General features: G+C 55.5%; 21 protein-coding genes. 15 read left to right on the top strand and 6 right to left on the bottom strand.

The window, feature by feature from the left end; translation table 11 throughout:
* Positions 1–5 precede the first annotated feature (5 nt).
* From mlaE to murA, 6 genes are all read left to right on the top strand, one after another.
* Entirely contained in the window at positions 6–788 is a 783-nt protein-coding gene (gene mlaE, locus G9X48_RS12530; RefSeq protein ID WP_166499956.1) for a lipid asymmetry maintenance ABC transporter permease subunit MlaE, read from the top strand.
* A 3-nt stretch (positions 789–791) separates the two neighbouring features.
* Entirely contained in the window at positions 792–1,343 is a 552-nt protein-coding gene (mlaD, locus tag G9X48_RS12535; protein WP_004385084.1) for an outer membrane lipid asymmetry maintenance protein MlaD, read from the top strand.
* A gap of 15 nt (positions 1,344–1,358) precedes the next feature.
* Positions 1,359–1,994, top strand: a complete 636-nt coding sequence (gene mlaC / locus G9X48_RS12540; RefSeq protein WP_004385083.1) for a phospholipid-binding protein MlaC — start codon at positions 1,359–1,361, stop codon at positions 1,992–1,994.
* Complete coding sequence (gene mlaB, locus G9X48_RS12545; protein WP_097641497.1) at positions 1,994–2,296, top strand: lipid asymmetry maintenance protein MlaB; 303 nt, start codon at positions 1,994–1,996, stop codon at positions 2,294–2,296. The genes mlaC and mlaB overlap by 1 nt, the downstream gene beginning before the upstream one ends.
* A gap of 124 nt (positions 2,297–2,420) precedes the next feature.
* A complete protein-coding gene (ibaG, locus tag G9X48_RS12550; RefSeq protein ID WP_004385081.1) occupies positions 2,421–2,678 on the top strand; it encodes a BolA family iron metabolism protein IbaG in 258 nt (85 codons plus the stop codon).
* Positions 2,679–2,730: 52 nt separating this feature from the next.
* Positions 2,731–3,990, top strand: a complete 1,260-nt coding sequence (murA, locus tag G9X48_RS12555; protein ID WP_004385080.1) for a UDP-N-acetylglucosamine 1-carboxyvinyltransferase — start codon at positions 2,731–2,733, stop codon at positions 3,988–3,990.
* Between the two features lie 113 nt (positions 3,991–4,103).
* On the opposite strand, the gene sfsB is transcribed toward murA, so the two are convergent.
* Positions 4,104–4,367, bottom strand: a complete 264-nt coding sequence (gene sfsB, locus G9X48_RS12560) for a DNA-binding transcriptional regulator SfsB (protein ID WP_004385079.1) — start codon at positions 4,365–4,367, stop codon at positions 4,104–4,106.
* A 303-nt stretch (positions 4,368–4,670) separates the two neighbouring features.
* Positions 4,671–5,642, bottom strand: coding sequence for an octaprenyl diphosphate synthase (gene ispB, locus G9X48_RS12565; protein WP_012125964.1), 972 nt, complete (start codon positions 5,640–5,642; stop codon positions 4,671–4,673).
* Positions 5,643–5,899: 257 nt separating this feature from the next.
* Between ispB and rplU the strand changes: the two genes are divergently transcribed.
* From rplU to cgtA, 4 genes are all read left to right on the top strand, one after another.
* Positions 5,900–6,211, top strand: a complete 312-nt coding sequence (rplU, locus tag G9X48_RS12570) for a 50S ribosomal protein L21 (RefSeq protein ID WP_004385077.1) — start codon at positions 5,900–5,902, stop codon at positions 6,209–6,211.
* A gap of 19 nt (positions 6,212–6,230) precedes the next feature.
* A complete protein-coding gene (gene rpmA, locus G9X48_RS12575; protein ID WP_004385076.1) occupies positions 6,231–6,488 on the top strand; it encodes a 50S ribosomal protein L27 in 258 nt (85 codons plus the stop codon).
* A 95-nt stretch (positions 6,489–6,583) separates the two neighbouring features.
* Positions 6,584–7,549, top strand: a complete 966-nt coding sequence (locus G9X48_RS12580) for a DMT family transporter (RefSeq protein WP_004385075.1) — start codon at positions 6,584–6,586, stop codon at positions 7,547–7,549.
* Positions 7,550–7,565: 16 nt separating this feature from the next.
* Positions 7,566–8,738 carry an Obg family GTPase CgtA gene (cgtA, locus tag G9X48_RS12585; RefSeq protein WP_097641496.1) on the top strand — a complete coding sequence of 391 codons (1,173 nt, stop codon included), beginning with the start codon at positions 7,566–7,568 and terminating at the stop codon, positions 8,736–8,738.
* Between the two features lie 61 nt (positions 8,739–8,799).
* Here cgtA and pmrB read toward each other — a convergent pair whose 3' ends face one another.
* The 3 genes from pmrB to dacB are packed head-to-tail and all read right to left on the bottom strand — an operon-like array spanning position 8,800 to position 11,959.
* The gene (gene pmrB, locus G9X48_RS12590) at positions 8,800–9,864 is read right to left on the bottom strand and encodes a two-component system sensor histidine kinase PmrB (RefSeq protein ID WP_007888635.1); all 1,065 of its coding nucleotides are present in this window, start codon (positions 9,862–9,864) and stop codon (positions 8,800–8,802) included.
* A complete protein-coding gene (gene pmrA, locus G9X48_RS12595) occupies positions 9,861–10,523 on the bottom strand; it encodes a two-component system response regulator PmrA (protein ID WP_097641495.1) in 663 nt (220 codons plus the stop codon). The genes pmrB and pmrA overlap by 4 nt, the downstream gene beginning before the upstream one ends.
* A gap of 2 nt (positions 10,524–10,525) precedes the next feature.
* A complete protein-coding gene (gene dacB / locus G9X48_RS12600) occupies positions 10,526–11,959 on the bottom strand; it encodes a serine-type D-Ala-D-Ala carboxypeptidase (RefSeq protein WP_097641494.1) in 1,434 nt (477 codons plus the stop codon).
* A 247-nt stretch (positions 11,960–12,206) separates the two neighbouring features.
* On the opposite strand from dacB, the gene greA reads away from it, so the two are divergent.
* A complete protein-coding gene (gene greA, locus G9X48_RS12605) occupies positions 12,207–12,683 on the top strand; it encodes a transcription elongation factor GreA (protein WP_004385068.1) in 477 nt (158 codons plus the stop codon).
* A 220-nt stretch (positions 12,684–12,903) separates the two neighbouring features.
* On the opposite strand, the gene yhbY is transcribed toward greA, so the two are convergent.
* On the bottom strand, positions 12,904–13,197 hold the full coding sequence (gene yhbY, locus G9X48_RS12610) for a ribosome assembly RNA-binding protein YhbY (RefSeq protein WP_004385067.1): 294 nt from the start codon (positions 13,195–13,197) through the stop codon (positions 12,904–12,906).
* 124 nt (positions 13,198–13,321) lie between these two features.
* Between yhbY and rlmE the strand changes: the two genes are divergently transcribed.
* The 4 genes from rlmE to glmM all read left to right on the top strand — a co-directional run bounded on the left by rlmE (position 13,322) and on the right by glmM (position 18,211).
* Complete coding sequence (rlmE, locus tag G9X48_RS12615; protein WP_004385066.1) at positions 13,322–13,951, top strand: 23S rRNA (uridine(2552)-2'-O)-methyltransferase RlmE; 630 nt, start codon at positions 13,322–13,324, stop codon at positions 13,949–13,951.
* A gap of 56 nt (positions 13,952–14,007) precedes the next feature.
* Positions 14,008–15,942 carry an ATP-dependent zinc metalloprotease FtsH gene (gene ftsH, locus G9X48_RS12620; RefSeq protein WP_004385065.1) on the top strand — a complete coding sequence of 645 codons (1,935 nt, stop codon included), beginning with the start codon at positions 14,008–14,010 and terminating at the stop codon, positions 15,940–15,942.
* 90 nt (positions 15,943–16,032) lie between these two features.
* Positions 16,033–16,881 carry a dihydropteroate synthase gene (gene folP, locus G9X48_RS12625; protein WP_097641493.1) on the top strand — a complete coding sequence of 283 codons (849 nt, stop codon included), beginning with the start codon at positions 16,033–16,035 and terminating at the stop codon, positions 16,879–16,881.
* Positions 16,874–18,211 carry a phosphoglucosamine mutase gene (glmM, locus tag G9X48_RS12630; RefSeq protein ID WP_004385063.1) on the top strand — a complete coding sequence of 446 codons (1,338 nt, stop codon included), beginning with the start codon at positions 16,874–16,876 and terminating at the stop codon, positions 18,209–18,211. Before folP ends, glmM begins: the two co-directional genes overlap by 8 nt.
* Positions 18,212–18,238 lie beyond the last annotated feature (27 nt).

Raw genomic sequence — 18,238 nt, forward strand, 5'->3', positions numbered from 1 at the left:
TGCTCATGCTGTTAAATTTACTGGCGTCGATGGGGCAACGCGGGCTTAAATTCAGCGCCTCCTTCGGCCGCGCCGGGCTGATGCTATTCAACGCCACCATCGGCAAGCCGGAGTTTCGCAAACACGGCCCGCTGCTGGTGCGCCAGCTCTATAACGTGGGCGTCCTGTCGATGATTATCATCATCGTCTCGGGGCTGTTTATCGGTATGGTGCTGGGCCTGCAGGGGTATCTGGTGCTGACCACCTACAGCGCGGAAACGAGTCTCGGCATGCTGGTGGCGCTGTCGCTGCTGCGCGAGCTGGGACCGGTTGTCGCCGCGCTACTGTTCGCAGGCCGCGCCGGTTCGGCGTTGACCGCGGAAATCGGGCTGATGAAAGCGACCGAGCAGCTTTCCAGCATGGAGATGATGGCGGTCGACCCGCTGCGCCGCGTGATTTCGCCGCGCTTCTGGGCGGGCGTTATCTCGCTGCCGCTGCTGACGGTAATTTTCGTGGCGGTGGGCGTCTGGGGCGGTTCTCTCGTCGGCGTAAACTGGAAAGGCATTGATGCCGGGTTTTTCTGGTCCGCCATGCAGGACGCCGTCGACTGGCGTATGGATCTGATTAACTGTTTGATTAAAAGCGTGGTGTTTGCCATCACGGTGACCTGGATTGCGCTCTTTAACGGTTACGACGCGATCCCGACGTCGGCCGGGATCAGCCGGGCAACTACACGTACCGTTGTGCACGCTTCACTGGCCGTGCTTGGCCTTGATTTTGTGCTTACCGCATTGATGTTTGGGAACTAACGCATGCAAACGAAGAAATTTGAGATTTGGGTTGGCGCTTTCATGCTGGTGGCGCTGCTGGCCGCGCTGTTCATTTGTCTGAAAGTCGCGGATGTCACTTCGCTGCGGGCTGAACCGACATACCGGCTTTACGCCACCTTTGATAATATCGGCGGCCTGAAACCGCACTCGCCGGTGCGCATTGGCGGCGTGGTGATTGGCCGCGTTTCTGACATTACGCTGGATCCGAAAACCTACCTGCCGCGCGTCGCGATGGATATCGAACAGCGCTACGATCATATTCCCGATACCAGCTCGCTGGCGATTCGGACTTCCGGCCTGCTGGGGGAGCAATATCTGGCGCTGAACGTTGGTTTTGAAGATCCTGAGCTGGGAACCACTATCCTTAAAGATGGCGGCACCATTCAGGACACGAAATCCGCCATGGTGCTTGAAGATCTGATTGGCCAGTTCCTCTATAAGAGCAACAGCGGCGACAACCAGAAAGAGGGCGGCGAGCAGGGCTCTGCTGCCCAACCGGATAACGTGACGCCGCCTGCCGGCGCGACGAACTAATCAGGAGAAACGGATATGTTTAAACGTCTTTTAATGGTCGCCATGCTGGTGATTGCGCCGCTTGCTACGGCTACCGCGGCGGATCAATCCAACCCGTATAAGCTGATGAACGAGGCGGCAAAGAAAACGTTTGATCGCCTGAAAAACGAACAGCCGCAAATCCGTCAGAACCCGAACCACCTGCGCGATATCGTCGATCAGGAACTGCTGCCGTATGTTCAGGTGAAATACGCGGGCGCGCTGGTGCTGGGCCGCTATTACAAAGAAGCGACGCCTGCGCAGCGTGAAGCCTATTTCGCCGCGTTTCGCGAATACCTGAAACAGGCATACGGTCAGGCGCTGGCGATGTATCACGGCCAGACTTATCAGATTGCGCCGGAGCAGCCGCTGGGCGACGCCAATATCATTCCGATTCGCGTTACCATCGTCGACCCGAACGGCCGTCCGCCGGTACGTCTGGATTTCCAGTGGCGTAAAAACAGCCAGACCGGTAACTGGCAGGCGTATGACATGATCGCGGAAGGCGTGAGCATGATTACGACCAAACAGAACGAGTGGAGCGATCTGCTGCGCCAGAAAGGCATCGACGGCCTGACCGAACAGCTGAAATCTATCGCTCGTCAGCCGATTACGCTGGATCAGAAACAGTAATGTCCGCTGAACTGCACTGGGAGCGCCAGGAAGCGCAGTTGCGCTTAAACGGCACGCTGGATCGCGAAACGCTGATGCCGCTGTGGGAACAACGGCAGTCCATCACGGACGGATTGCAGCGAATCGATCTCAGCGGTCTTGAGCGTGTCGACACCGCCGGGCTGGCGCTGCTGGTGCATCTGGTCGCGCTGACGCAGGCGGGTGGACGCGGCGTGACGCTTGAAGGAATGAGCGAGAATCTGACCACGCTTGCAAAACTTTATAACCTGCCTGAAAACCTTCTGCCGATCACGACAGACTAATATTTTCAGCACGTTACTGATGAAGCCCCGTCCATGTCTCTGACGGGGCTTTTTTGCTTGTTTAAGACAGCGCCACTTTGCTCTAAGATGTTGGGCTGTTTTCACTGAATAATGAATAAAGCCCATGGAAAATCATGAAATTCAGACGGTGCTGATGAACGCACTGCCTCTCCAGGAAGTCCACGTCTCCTCCGGCGATGGCAGCCACTTTCAGGTCATTGCTGTGGGTGAGCTGTTTGGCGAGATGAGCCGCGTGAAGAAACAGCAGGCGGTCTATGGCCCGCTGATGGAGTTCATCGCCGATAACCGCATTCATGCGGTCTCCATCAAGACGTTTACGCCCCAGGAATGGGAGCGCGAGCGCAAACTCAACGGTTTTTGAGCTGTGGGCGTCGCGCCGACAGCAATTGATTGAATAACAGAGAACAGTTCTGATGGATAAATTCCGTGTGCAGGGGCCAGGCCGCCTTTCTGGCGAAGTGACGATCTCGGGCGCGAAAAACGCGGCCCTGCCGATCCTTTTCGCCGCCCTGCTGGCTGAAGAGCCTGTAGAAATTCAAAACGTACCGAAGCTTAAAGATATCGACACCACCATGAAGCTGCTGAGCCAGCTCGGGACCAAAGTGGAGCGTAACGGCTCCGTCTGGATCGATGCAAGCCAGGTCAATATCTTCTGCGCGCCGTATGAACTGGTGAAAACCATGCGCGCCTCTATCTGGGCGCTGGGCCCGCTGGTCGCGCGTTTCGGTCAGGGCCAGGTGTCGCTGCCGGGTGGTTGCGCTATCGGCGCGCGTCCGGTCGATTTACACATTACCGGTCTTGAGCAACTGGGTGCCGAAATTAAACTGGAAGAGGGCTACGTTAAAGCCTCTGTGCAGGGCCGCCTGAAAGGCGCGCATATCGTGATGGATAAAGTGAGCGTTGGTGCGACCGTGACTATCATGTCTGCCGCGACGCTTGCTGAAGGCACCACGGTTATTGAGAACGCCGCACGCGAGCCGGAAATTGTCGATACCGCGAATTTCCTCAACACCCTCGGTGCGAAAATCACCGGTCAGGGCACCGATAAAATCACCATTGAAGGCGTCGAGCGTCTCGGTGGCGGCGTTTACCGCGTTCTGCCGGACCGTATCGAGACCGGGACATTCCTGGTCGCCGCTGCGATCTCCGGCGGTAAAGTGATGTGCCGCAACACGCGTCCTGACACGCTGGATGCCGTACTGGCGAAACTGCGCGAAGCGGGCGCGGATATCGAAACCGGCGAAGACTGGATTAGCCTTGATATGCACGGCAAACGCCCGAAAGCGGTGAACGTGCGTACCGCGCCGCATCCGGCTTTCCCGACCGATATGCAGGCGCAGTTCACACTGCTGAACCTGGTGGCCGAAGGCACCGGCGTTATCACTGAAACCATTTTTGAAAACCGCTTTATGCACGTGCCGGAGCTTATCCGTATGGGCGCGCATGCGGAAATCGAAAGCAATACCGTTATCTGCCACGGCGTTGAGAAACTTTCCGGCGCGCAGGTAATGGCGACTGACCTGCGCGCATCCGCAAGCCTGGTACTGGCGGGCTGCATTGCGGAAGGCACAACGGTTGTGGATCGCATTTATCACATCGATCGCGGCTATGAAGGCATTGAAGATAAGCTGCGTGCGCTGGGCGCTAACATTGAGCGTATAAAAGGCGAATAAGCTCTTTTCGCTATTACAGGGCTTGTAGTAAGCCTGTCGGGATACGCTGATACTCAGCCGTTCCCGGCAGGCTTTTTTTATGGGCTGGAAGTGAAGTTCCGCAGCAGGTGCTGTCAGCGATGACGAATCAGTTGCGAACGATCGATGAATTCGTGCGTGATCGGATCGTGGTAGCGTGATGGCCAGATGATCCACGGCTCTGTACCCAACGCCTCGGCAATAATCTTTTCGCCTCTCGGCCACGGGCGCGTCAGCGCGTTGGCAAGTGTTGAAGAACTCAGGCCCGCTTTACGGGACTCCGCCGCCAGCGATGACCCTTTTTTGCGTAACGCGGCGACAATATCGGCGGGATGCCAGTCAATAAACTTACGTTCCATGATTTCTCCCTGTTATGGCAGTAAAACCCCCCTGTACAGCTCCGTTTGGAACTGATTGATCATTTATAACACAAAATTTTCTAAAAGGTTCCAGTTACTTTTGATTGTATTCAGAAGTGTGCTTCTGACCACAAAGGCAATGTAAGAGCTGTAATCAAGGCTTTGCAAAACGATCCGTGTTCGATCCGTAAAGAACGCCACAGGTGAAAGGGATGAGAAAAACGTTATCCGGAACTTTACTGACAACGTTTTTGGAAATGTGCTGAACGGGAAATTTTCCGCGCCAACGGGCGCGGAAAAGGATTAATGGTCGCGCTGTACTGACATATGCGCCAGCGCAATCAGGGCATCGCGCCACGGGGAAGGGGAGAGAATTTCAAGTGCAGCGATGGCTTTATCCGCTTCTTCTTCGGCGCGCGCGCGCGTCCACTCCAGCGATCCGCAGGCTGCCATCGTTTCCAGCACCGGATCCAGCAGGTGACGCCCGTTGCCTTGTTCGATCGCCTCGCGGATCATCTGCGCCTGGGCAGGCGTGCCGTTATGCATTGCATGCAACAGCGGAAGCGTCGGTTTGCCTTCGTTGAGATCGTCTCCGACATTTTTACCAAGGCGCTCGCCATCAGCGCTGTAATCGAGAAGATCGTCGATGAGCTGGAACGCGGTGCCGAGGTAGCGACCGTAATCCTGCAACGCGCGCTCCTGCGCTTCGCTGGCACCCGCCAGGATGCCGGAACATTGCGCCGCCGCCTCGAAGAGCCGCGCGGTTTTGCTGTAAATCACGCGCATGTAGCTTTCTTCGGTGATGTCAGGATCGTTCACGTTCATCAGCTGAAGCACTTCGCCTTCCGCGATCACGTTGACCGCCTCGGACATCACCTCAAGCACTTTGAGCGACCCGAGGCTTGTCATCATCTGAAACGCGCGGGTGTAAATAAAATCTCCCACCAGAACGCTGGCGGCGTTGCCGAAGGCGGCATTCGCCGTCGCTTTGCCGCGACGCATATCAGATTCATCCACGACATCGTCATGCAAAAGCGTAGCGGTGTGGATAAATTCAATGAGCGCAGCGATGGTGACATGCGCTTTCCCCTCATAACCCAGCGCGCGCGCAGCGAGCACCGCGATCATCGGGCGAATGCGTTTACCACCGCCACTGACAATGTAATAGCCCAGCTGATTGATAAGCTGTACGTCGGAATTGAGCTGTTCAAGGATGGTCGCGTTGACACCGGCCATATCTTGCGCGGTTAACTCATTAATTTTTTCTAAATTCATCGCAAAAGTCTGGCTATCGTCCTGTTTACCACAGTCTGTAAGGGAGAAGGTAAGGATAGTGGATTCTAAATGTAGTACAGATTGTACCGGAAAAACGCGGCAGATAAACGCCGCCGTCACGGTTGTGTTTTTTTTCCGCACCGAACAACAAACGGGCTTGTCAAAGCGTCCCGATTTGCGTAATATTCGCGCCCTATTGTGAATATTTATAGCGCACTCTGATCAAGCAGAAGGCGTGCGCGGAAGCGGAGTTCTATATGTACGCGGTTTTCCAAAGTGGTGGTAAACAACACCGAGTAAGCGAAGGTCAGACCGTTCGCCTGGAAAAGCTGGACATCGCAACTGGCGAAACTGTTGAGTTCGCTGAAGTTCTGATGATCGCAAACGGTGAAGATGTCAAAATCGGCGTTCCTTTCGTTGATGGCGGCGTAATCAAAGCTGAAGTTGTTGCTCACGGTCGTGGCGAGAAAGTTAAAATCGTTAAGTTTCGTCGTCGTAAACACTACCGTAAGCAGCAGGGCCACCGTCAGTGGTTCACTGATGTGAAAATCACTGGCATCAGCGCCTAAGACCTGAGGAGAGATTTAAATGGCACATAAAAAGGCTGGCGGCTCCACACGTAACGGTCGCGATTCAGAAGCTAAACGCCTGGGCGTTAAGCGTTTCGGTGGCGAATCCGTTCTGGCGGGTAGCATCATCGTTCGTCAGCGTGGCACCAAATTCCACGCTGGTAACAACGTAGGTTGCGGTCGTGACCACACTCTGTTTGCTAAAGCAGACGGTAAAGTGAAATTTGAAGTTAAAGGCCCGAACAACCGTAAATACATCAGCATCGTTGCTGAGTAAGGTTTTCTCGGTCCGGTAACGGATTAAAGCCCCGCACCTGTTGCGGGGCTTTTTACATTGGAAACCCGGTAATTTTTTCTGTAGGGAAAACGGGCATGAAGCAGCAGGCCGGCATTGGTATTCTTTTGGCGCTCACGACCGCAATGTGCTGGGGTGCGCTGCCAATTGCAATGAAGCAGGTACTGGAAGTGATGGAGCCGCCCACCGTGGTGTTCTACCGCTTTCTGATGGCGGGCATCGGACTTGGGCTGATCCTGGCTATAAAAGGCAAACTGCCGCCGATGGGCTTGTTTCGCAAACCGCGCTGGCTGGTGTTGCTGGCGATAGCGACAGGCGGCCTTTTCGGCAACTTCATTCTTTTCAGCTCCTCCCTGCAATATTTAAGCCCCACAGCTTCGCAAGTGATAGGCCAGCTTTCGCCGGTTGGCATGATGGTAGCAAGCGTTCTGATCCTTAAGGAAAAGATGCGCGGCACGCAGATCATCGGGGCAATCATGCTGCTTTGCGGGCTGGTGATGTTTTTCAATACCAGCCTGATAGAGATCTTTACGCGACTGACGGATTACACTTGGGGTGTGATCTTCGGCGTTGGCGCGGCGACGGTGTGGGTTAGCTATGGCGTGGCGCAAAAGGTTCTGCTGCGTCGTCTGGCCTCGCAACAGATCCTCTTTTTGCTGTACACTTTATGTACTATTGCGCTGTTGCCGCTCGCGAAGCCTGGCGTGCTGTTTCAGCTCAGTTCGTGGCAACTGGCCTGCCTTATCTTTTGCGGCCTGAATACTCTCGTGGGGTATGGCGCGCTGGCGGAGGCGATGGCGAGATGGCAGGCGGCGCAGGTGAGCGCCATCATTACGCTTACCCCACTGTTTACCTTGTTATTTTCAGATGTGTTATCTGTTGCCTGGCCCGATTTCTTCGCCAGACCGATGTTAAACCTGTTGGGTTATCTCGGTGCGTTTGTCGTGGTTGCGGGTGCGATGTATTCCGCCATTGGTCACCGTCTTTGGGGACGGTGGCGCAAAAACGAAGCGGTTGGCGTTATCCCCCGCTCGGGCGAATGAATTACGGAGAAGTAAAATGAAGTTTGTTGATGAAGCTACGATCCTGGTCGTGGCGGGTGATGGTGGTAACGGCTGCGTAAGCTTCCGTCGTGAAAAATATATCCCGAAAGGCGGCCCTGACGGCGGCGACGGCGGTGACGGCGGCGATGTCTGGCTTGAGGCCGACGAAAATCTCAATACCCTTATCGATTACCGCTTTGAGAAGTCCTTCCGCGCCGAACGCGGTCAGAACGGCCAGAGCCGCGACTGCACCGGTAAACGCGGTAAAGATGTGACCATCAAAGTGCCGGTCGGTACGCGTGTTATCGATCAGGGCACAGGCGAAACGATGGGCGATATGACCAAACATGGTCAGCGTCTGATGGTTGCGAAGGGCGGCTGGCACGGCCTTGGCAACACCCGCTTCAAATCTTCCGTGAACCGTACTCCGCGCCAGAAAACCATGGGTACGCCGGGCGAGAAGCGCGATCTGCAATTAGAGCTGATGCTGCTGGCAGACGTTGGTATGCTTGGGATGCCAAACGCCGGTAAATCCACGTTTATTCGCGCGGTCTCCGCAGCGAAGCCGAAAGTGGCGGATTATCCATTTACCACGCTGGTGCCAAGCCTTGGCGTGGTGCGTATGGATAACGAGAAAAGCTTCGTGGTTGCCGATATTCCAGGCCTTATTGAAGGCGCGGCGGAAGGCGCGGGCCTCGGTATTCGCTTCCTGAAGCACCTGGAGCGTTGCCGCGTGCTGCTGCACCTGATCGATCTCGATCCGATCGACGGCTCCGATCCGGCGGAAAACGCCCGTATCATCGTGGGTGAGCTTGAGAAGTACAGCGAAAAGCTGGCCTCTAAGCCGCGCTGGCTGGTCTTTAATAAAATCGATCTGCTGAGCCGTGAAGAAGCGGAAGCGAAAGCTAAAGCGATCGCCGACGCGCTGGGTTGGGACGAAAAATATTATCTGATCTCTGCCGCAAGCCAGATGAACGTAAAAGATCTCTGCTGGGACGTGATGCATTTCATCATCGAAAACCCTGTGGTTCACGAAGAAGAAGCGAAGCAGCCTGAAAAAGTCGAGTTTATGTGGGATGACTATCATCGCCAGCAGCTTGAAGAGATGGAAGCGGAAGCCGAAGAAGAGTGGGATGACGACTGGGACGAAGATGACGACGAAGGTGTCGAGATCGTCTATCAGCGTTAATAAAAAGGCCGGGAAACCGGCCTTTTTTAATGGTGCCAACGTTCAATGCGTTTTCAACGAATTATGACTGGTTAATCTCTTCCGGTAGCCAGCACGACGCCATCAATCCACCTTTTGGACCATCCTCCAGAATCAGCCTGCCACGGTGTAAATGCACGATGCGCTGCACAATGCTCAGCCCCAGACCACTACCGCCATAGCGCTGATCGAGCCGCCGGAAAGGCTCGGTAATCGCTTCGCGCTGCGCCTGCGGGATGCCTGGCCCTTCATCGATCACAATCAAACGACTTCCGCCGTGCTCGGCAGAAAGCTGCACCACAATGCAGCTTTGCTCCGGGCTGTAACGCGAGGCGTTTTCCAGCAAATTACGCAGCATCAGCCGCAGTAACACGGCGTCGCCCTGCACACGCGATGTGGCTTCGTCGTGAGGCCAGAGGATGTGCTGTGCGCGTTGCTGTGCCAGCTCGTCGAGTTCGCTACGCAGCGGCACAATAATATCCGCGTTCCAGCACAGCGTTTCGTAATGCCCGCTCGCCAGCGCCTGGCCTGCGCGTGACAGCATCAGTAATTGCTCAACGGTATGCATCAGGCGATCGATACGGGCGAGCAGCGGTGTGGCCTGAGAAACGCCCGACTGCTCCATCAGTTCCAGATGCAGACGAATCCCGGCGAGCGGTGTTCGTAGTTCATGTGCCGCATCTGCCGTGAACAGACGCTCTTGCTGGATGGTGTGATCGAGGCGTAAAAAGAGCTGGTTGAGCGAGAGCGTTACCGCACGTATCTCTTCCATTGCAGAGTCCACCGGCACCGGGGAAAGATTATCCGCGGAGCGCCGGGTGAGCGTCTGACTAAGCTGACTGAGCGGACGGGTTATCCACGTGACCGCCCAGAAGGAAAAAACGAGGGTAAACCCCACCATCACCAGCGACGGCACCAGCAACGAGGCAATCGCCTCGCGGATCTCTTTTTCGACGTGATGGGTGCGGGATTTGGCCGATAGCGTTTCATTAACCAGAAAACTTATCTGCTCGCGGCTTTCATGCCACAGCCAGATAACGCTAATCAGCTGAAAAAAAAGAAGGATCAGCGCAAGCATCAGCATCAGCCGACGGCGCATGCTGTTCATGATGGCCGCTCCAGCCGGTAGCCCACGCCGCGTATGGTACGAATGCGGGTTTTACCGAGCTTACGGCGCAGATTGTGGATGTGCACTTCAAGCGTATTCGAGCTGGGATCGTCCTGCCAGCTGTAGATGTCCTGTTGCAAGGTTTCGCGGTGCACCGTCTGGCCGATGCGCATCATCAGGCGGGTGAGTAACGCAAACTCTTTGGGCGTCACTTCTACAGGCATTCCCTGGAGCAGTACCTGCTGGGTTTGCAGATTGAGCGTGATATCGTCGTGCTGCAACAGATTATCGCTGTGCCCCTGATAACGGCGGATAAGCGCCCGCGCGCGGGCGTGAAGCTCCGCCAGCGCAAAGGGTTTAACCAGATAATCATCCGCACCCGCATCAAGCCCGCTTACGCGATCTTTCAGCGCGTCACGCGCCGTAAGAATAAGCACTGGCGTTGTCACACCGCTCCGGCGCCACTGGCTGAGCAGCGTGGCGCCGTCTTTATCCGGCAGCCCTAAGTCGAGAATAATCAAACTGTATTCGCCGCTCTGGAGCAGGGCGTCGCCCTCGGCGGCATTCGCGGCGCAATCCAGCGCATAGCCCTCGTTGCCGAGCGCCAGCGCCAGTCCTTCCTGTAACAGCAGATCATCTTCGACTATCAGCAGTTTCATCGTTAATTATTCTGGTAGAGGTCGCGGTAAAGTCGGCTTTCAAAGCGCACCAGCGGAATACGGCGGTTGCGCTGATCGGCAGGCTCTACGGCGTAGCCGGAAAGATACTGAACGAACGCCATGCGTTGTCCGCTGGCCGTGGTAATAAAGCCCGCAAGGTTATAGACCCCTTGCAGCGAGCCGGTTTTGGCGGAGACTTTTCCGTCAACACCCGCCTCATGAAGGCCGGCGCGGTACAGCAACGATCCGTCATGCCCTGCCAGCGGCAGCATAGAGATAAAGTTCAGCTGGCTGTCGTTACGGGCGATGTATTGCAACACCTGCATCATCGTCGCGGGGGCTATCAGATTATGGCGCGACAGGCCGGAACCATCCACTACGATCGTATTGCCTAAATCCACACCTGCTTTCTGACGCAGGATCTGGCGGACGGCATCCGCGCCCGCGCGCCAGGTGCCTGGCACGCCGTAAAAGTTACGCCCGATGGTGCGAAACACCGTGTCGGCGATCATGTTGTCGGATTTCTTCAGCATCACGCGCAGGAGATCGTGCAGCGGCGGAGACTGGCGGCTCGCGATAACCGTCCCCGGCTCGTTGGGTTGCGTCTGGCGTAGCAGCGTACCGTTATAAGTGATGCCCGCTTGTTTCAGCTCCGCTTTCAGTATCGCGCCGGCATAGCCTGCGCCATCCTGAATGGCGAAGGCCAGCGGCAGCGGATCGGCGCGCTGCGTCATGCAGCCAGTGAGCGTATAGCGGTTAAGATCGCCCGTGACCACATCCAGCTCGCAGTACTGCGCCTCTGATGAGCCGCGCGGCAGGGTTTTTACCTGACTGTAAACGTTAACCGGATAATACGAGGCGATGCGTACAAATGCCGGTTCACCCGCATGCGGGGCGCTGTAGAGCGATACCGAAAAGCAGTTACGATCGACAATGGCGGCTGACGGCGGGGCGCTGAAGCATTGCGTCATGTCGTTCCACGGCCAGCCGGGCGCTTTGTCATGACTTGCGAAAGCGGAGGTGTCGATCAGCACGTTTCCTTTTATTTGCTGAACGCCCGCTTTTTTCAGCGCGGTCACCATATTGCGCATATCCTGGCGCTTAAAGGTCGGATCGCCAGTGAAACGCGCGATTAAATCGCCATCAAGCACGCCGTCGCGCACATCGCCACGGCTTTCAAGCGTTGTGGTGAAGCGGTAGTCAGGGCCGAGCTGTAACAGCGCGGCCAGCGCCGTGATCACTTTTTGCGTACTGGCGGGGAGCGCCATCTGCTGGCTGTGAAAATCAATCTCAGGGGAGCTGGCTCCGACTTTTTGCACCATCAGGGCGAGATTCGCGCCGGCGGGTAACTGATTGATATACTCTTCGACATTGGCGGCACTGGCATTCAGGGCTACACTGGTGGTCAATCCGACAGCAAATCTGGAAAATCGCATAATCTCGCGGTAACAGCTGGAAACGTGCCGTCATACTAAGGCGCATCGCCCTGCAAAGTAAACGATGACCCTTCGGGAACTTCAGGGTAAAATACGTATCAAATTGCAAAATCGTTCCTGACCTGGGGCTTTGTCTCCGGGTCAGTTTTCTTTTGTTTGCCGTCCGGGACTGGAAGGTTTTCCGGGCTGGCGTGCAGCCGGAGCGGGCTGTGAACCGTTCTTAACAGGACAGTGAGAGGTATAACAAATGCAACCTATTCCGATGACCTTACGTGGTGCTGAGAAACTGCGCGAAGAGCTGGAGTTTCTGAAATCCGTGCGTCGCCCGGAAATCATCGCCGCTATCGCCGAAGCCCGCGAGCATGGCGATCTGAAAGAGAATGCCGAATACCATGCCGCTCGCGAGCAGCAGGGGTTCTGCGAAGGGCGTATTAAAGATATCGAAGCGAAGCTCTCGAACGCCCAGGTGATTGATATCACCAAGATGCCAAACAATGGCCGCGTGATTTTCGGCTCCACCGTGACGGTACTGAACCTGGATACCGACGAAGAGCTGACCTACCGCATCGTTGGCGACGACGAAGCGGACTTCAAACAGAACCTTATTTCTGTGAACTCGCCTATCGCGCGCGGTCTGGTGGGTAAAGAGCTGGACGACGTGGTGACGATTAACACCCCGGGCGGCCAGGTCGAATTTGAAATCATCAAAGTCGATTATCTTTAATACCCGCCTCTGAACGGCCGTTTTTTCGGTAAGCGGCGCGCCTGATAGTCAGATTTACTGACTTGTGCGATTAACCTTAACCGGCATAACAACGAGGCCGTTCAGATTGTAAAGAAAGGAAAAAGGCCGCTACGCGGCCTTTTATCAACAAACGGAGCGTGGCATTTTGCACCCTCGCCTGTAGTTTGCGGCTTCTGCGATCGCTCGCAAAACCCACAGCTTAGCGGGGCAGCGAAATTTTACGTTCCTTTGACGGGCGGTAGAGCACCAGCGTTTTCCCGATGACCTGTACATTGCAGGCGCCGGTTTCACGTACGATGGCATCCACAATCAGGGTCTTAGTTTCGCGGTCTTCAGTGGCGATCTTCACCTTGATTAACTCATGGTGCTCAAGCGCTTGCTCAATCTCGGCCAGTACCCCTTCGGTCAAACCATTATTGCCAAGCATAACCACCGGCTTGAGCGGATGGGCGAGACCTTTCAGGTGCTGTTTTTGTTTAGTACTCAGATTCATCGTATTTTTTGCTTACGTTGGGATTGAAAACGGGTCATTCTACCGCCATCTCCCAATTATCGCCAAATGGCAAAACGTGGGTTTTTGAGCCTGCGGCTCACGATGAACCCGGATGGAATGTGAAATGACAGGTAAAAAGCGTTCTGCCAGCTCCAGTCGCTGGCTTCAGGAACACTTTAGCGATAAATATGTTCAACAGGCGCAGAAAAAAGGGTTACGTTCCCGTGCCTGGTTTAAACTTGATGAAATACAGCAAAGTGACAAGATTTTTAAACCAGGAATGACGGTTGTCGATCTTGGCGCCGCGCCTGGTGGATGGTCACAGTATGTGGTCACGCAAATCGGAGGAGCAGGCCGTATTATCGCTTGCGATCTTTTACCAATGGATCCTATCGTTGGTGTGGACTTCCTTCAGGGCGACTTTCGTGATGAATTAGTCATGAAGGCGTTACTGGAACGCGTGGGTGACAGTAAAGTACAGGTTGTCATGTCAGATATGGCACCGAACATGAGCGGGACTCCGGCTGTGGATATCCCCCGCGCCATGTATCTGGTGGAACTGGCGCTCGAAATGTGTCGGGATGTGCTGGCACCGGGTGGCAGTTTTGTAGTGAAGGTGTTTCAGGGCGAAGGTTTCGATGAGTACCTGCGGGAAATTCGCTCCCTGTTTACGAAGGTTAAAGTTCGTAAGCCGGACTCTTCTCGTGCCCGTTCACGTGAAGTGTACATTGTAGCGACCGGGCGCAAACTATAGTACCCTGACGCTGTTTGTTAACACAGTTGTAATATGAGGTTAATCCCTTGAGTGACATGGCGAAAAACCTAATACTCTGGCTGGTCATCGCAGTTGTGCTGATGTCAGTATTCCAGAGCTTTGGGCCCAGCGAGTCGAGTGGCCGTAGGGTGGATTACTCTACCTTCCTGCAAGAAGTTAACCAGGACCAGGTTCGCGAAGCGCGTATCAACGGACGTGAAATCAACGTTACCAAGAAAGATAGTAACCGATACACGACTTATATTCCCGTAAACGATCCCAAACTCCTTGATAACCTGCTGACCAAAAACGTAAAAGTTGTCGGCGAACCGCCTGAAGAGCAGAGCCTGCTGGCCACTATCTTCATCTCCTGGTTCCCGATGCTGCTGCTGATTGGGGTCTGGATATTCTTCATGCGTCAGATGCAGGGCGGCGGTGGCAAAGGCGCCATGTCGTTCGGCAAAAGCAAAGCGCGCATGCTGACGGAAGATCAGATTAAAACTACTTTCGCTGACGTGGCTGGTTGTGACGAAGCGAAAGAGGAAGTCGGCGAGCTGGTGGAATACCTGCGCGAGCCGAGCCGTTTCCAGAAGCTGGGCGGTAAAATTCCGAAGGGCGTCCTGATGGTCGGCCCGCCGGGTACTGGTAAAACCCTGCTGGCGAAAGCCATCGCGGGCGAGGCGAAAGTACCGTTCTTTACTATTTCCGGTTCTGACTTCGTGGAAATGTTCGTGGGTGTGGGCGCGTCCCGTGTTCGCGATATGTTCGAGCAAGCTAAAAAAGCGGCACCGTGCATTATCTTTATCGATGAAATCGATGCGGTGGGTCGTCAGCGCGGCGCGGGTCTTGGCGGTGGTCACGATGAACGTGAGCAGACTCTGAACCAGATGCTGGTTGAGATGGATGGTTTTGAAGGCAACGAAGGCATTATTGTCATCGCGGCGACTAACCGTCCTGACGTGCTTGACCCTGCGCTGCTGCGTCCAGGCCGTTTCGACCGCCAGGTCGTGGTTGGTCTGCCGGACGTGCGTGGTCGTGAGCAGATCCTTAAAGTACATATGCGTCGCGTACCGCTGGCGCCGGATATCGACGCGGCAATCATCGCGCGCGGTACCCCTGGCTTCTCCGGTGCCGATCTCGCAAACCTGGTGAACGAAGCGGCGCTGTTTGCCGCACGCGGCAACAAGCGCGTCGTTTCAATGGTTGAGTTCGAGAAAGCGAAAGACAAAATCATGATGGGTGCGGAACGCCGCTCCATGGTGATGACGGAAGCGCAGAAAGAATCCACCGCCTATCACGAAGCGGGCCATGCGATTATCGGCCGCCTGGTGCCGGAGCACGATCCGGTGCATAAAGTGACGATTATCCCGCGCGGTCGCGCGCTTGGCGTCACGTTCTTCCTGCCTGAGGGCGACGCTATCAGCGCCAGCCGTCAGAAACTGGAAAGCCAGATCTCCACGCTGTACGGCGGTCGTCTGGCGGAAGAGATTATCTACGGGCCGGAGCATGTCTCCACCGGTGCGTCTAACGACATTAAAGTCGCGACGAACCTGGCGCGTAATATGGTGACCCAGTGGGGCTTCTCCGACAAACTTGGTCCGCTGCTGTATGCGGAAGAAGAGGGCGAAGTATTCCTGGGCCGTAGCGTGGCGAAAGCCAAGCATATGTCAGATGAAACGGCGCGTATTATCGATCAGGAAGTTAAAGCCCTGATTGAACGTAACTACAACCGCGCTCGTCAGATCCTGAACGATAATATGGACATCCTGCATGCCATGAAAGACGCGCTGATGAAGTATGAAACCATCGACGCGCCGCAAATCGACGATCTGATGGCTCGCCGTGATGTTCGCCCGCCAGCAGGCTGGGAAGATCCGGGTGCCAACAATAATTCTGACAGCAACGGTACGCCGCGTGCTCCGCGTCCGGTCGATGAACCGCGTACGCCGAACCCGGGCAACACCATGTCTGAGCAGTTTGGCGATAAATAATTGCCTGCTGTAGCACCGCTGTATTAATTAAAACCCCGGCCTGTCCGGGGTTTTCTGTTTTCGTTCATTCAAGTTTATAAGGGAATGGCAATGAAACTCTTCGCCCAGGGCTCAACGCTCGAACTTTCTCACCCGCATGTCATGGGTATCCTGAATGTTACGCCGGATTCTTTCTCCGATGGCGGTCAGCACAATACGCTCACAGAGGCGGTAAAACATGCGAACGCGATGATTAACGCCGGTGCGACCATCATTGATGTTGGCGGCGAGTCGACGCGCCCCGGAGCAGCGGAAGTGAGCGTGGAAGAAGAACTTTCCCGCGTGGTACCGGTGGTGGAGGCGCTGGCGCAGCGCTTTGAGGTCTGGGTGTCTGTCGATACCTCTAAACCGGAAGTGATCCGTGAATCGGCGCGTGCCGGGGCGCATATCATTAACGATATTCGATCGCTGACAGAGCCGGGCGCGCTTGAGGCGGCGGCAGAGAGCGGATTGCCGGTTTGCCTGATGCATATGCAGGGCCAGCCGAAAACGATGCAGCAGGCACCGCACTATGAAGATGTTTTTGCCGACGTCACACGTTTTTTTGAGCAGCACATCGCCCGTTGCGAGGCGGCGGGCATTACAAAAGAAAAAATCATACTCGACCCGGGATTCGGTTTCGGTAAAAATCTGACCCACAATTACCAGCTTCTCGCCCGGCTTTCAGAATTCCGGCGTTTCGGAATGCCTTTGCTGGTGGGAATGTCGCGTAAATCGATGATTGGCCAGTTACTTAACGTCGGACCCGATCAGCGCTTGCCTGGAAGCCTTGCCTGTGCGGTTATGGCGGCGATGCAGGGCGCGCAGATCGTTCGCGTTCATGACGTCAAAGAGACGGTCGAAGCGATGCGCGTGGTGGAAGCAACTCTTTCAGCGAAGGATAAAAAATACTATGAGTAACCGTAAATATTTTGGGACCGATGGCATTCGCGGTCGCGTGGGCGATGCGCCAATTACCCCTGATTTTGTCCTGAAGCTTGGCTGGGCGGCAGGAAAAGTGCTGGCGCGTCACGGCTCCCGCAAAGTCATTATCGGCAAGGACACCCGTATTTCCGGTTACATGCTGGAATCCGCACTGGAAGCGGGCCTGGCTGCGGCAGGGCTGTCTGCGCTGTTTACCGGGCCGATGCCTACGCCAGCCGTAGCCTATTTGACGCGTACTTTTCGTGCCGAGGCCGGCATTGTCATTTCTGCCTCTCATAACCCGTTCTACGATAATGGCATTAAATTTTTCTCCATTGAGGGCACGAAACTGCCTGATGAAGTGGAAGAGGCTATCGAAGCTGAGCTTGAGAAAGAGATCAGCTGCGTGGATTCCGCCGAGCTCGGTAAAGCGAGCCGCATTGTGGATGCCGCAGGCCGTTATATCGAATTTTGCAAAGGCACATTCCCGAATGAGCTCAGCCTGAACGGGCTGAAGATTGTAGTGGATTGCGCGAACGGCGCGACGTATCACATTGCGCCAAATGTACTGCGCGAGCTGGGCGCGCGCGTCGTAACCATCGGCTCTGAGCCGGATGGCCTGAACATCAACGAAAAATGCGGCGCGACCGATGTTCGTTTGCTGCAGGAGCGCGTCGTAGCCGAGAAAGCCGATCTGGGTATCGCGTTTGACGGCGATGGCGACCGCGTCATTATGGTCGACCATGAAGGCAACAAAGTAGATGGCGACCAGATCCTCTATATCATTGCCCGTGAAGGACTGCGTCAGGGCCAGTTGCGCGGCGGCGCGGTCGGCACGCTCATGAGCAACATGGGGCTGGAAGTCGCTCTCAAACAGCTTGGTATTCCGTTTGCGCGCGCGAAAGTGGGCGACCGTTACGTGCTGGAAAAAATGCAGGAAAAAGGCTGGCGCATCGGGGCGGAGAACTCAGGCCACGTTATCCTGCTGGATAAAACCACCACAGGCGACGGCATTGTGGCAGCCTTGCAGGTGTTAACGGCGATTGCGCGTAACCATATGAGCCTGCACGATCTCTGCAGCGGGATGAAACTCTTCCCGCAGATTCTGGTGAACGTGCGCTTCACGCCAGGCAGCGGCGACCCGCTGGAACATGACACGGTGAAAGCGGTAACTGAAGAAGTGGAGCAAGCGCTTGGTAAACGCGGGCGCGTGCTGCTGCGTAAATCCGGTACCGAGCCGCTTATCCGCGTGATGGTGGAAGGCGAAAACGAAGCGCAGGTGACGGAGTTTGCGCATCGTATCGCGGATGCCGTGAAAGCCGTTTAAGCCCCGCGCGTTTAAAAAGGCGACGAA

The sequence above is a fragment of the Cronobacter sp. HA18006 genome (assembly GCF_011605445.1).
Classification (GTDB): domain Bacteria; phylum Pseudomonadota; class Gammaproteobacteria; order Enterobacterales; family Enterobacteriaceae; genus Cronobacter; species Cronobacter sakazakii.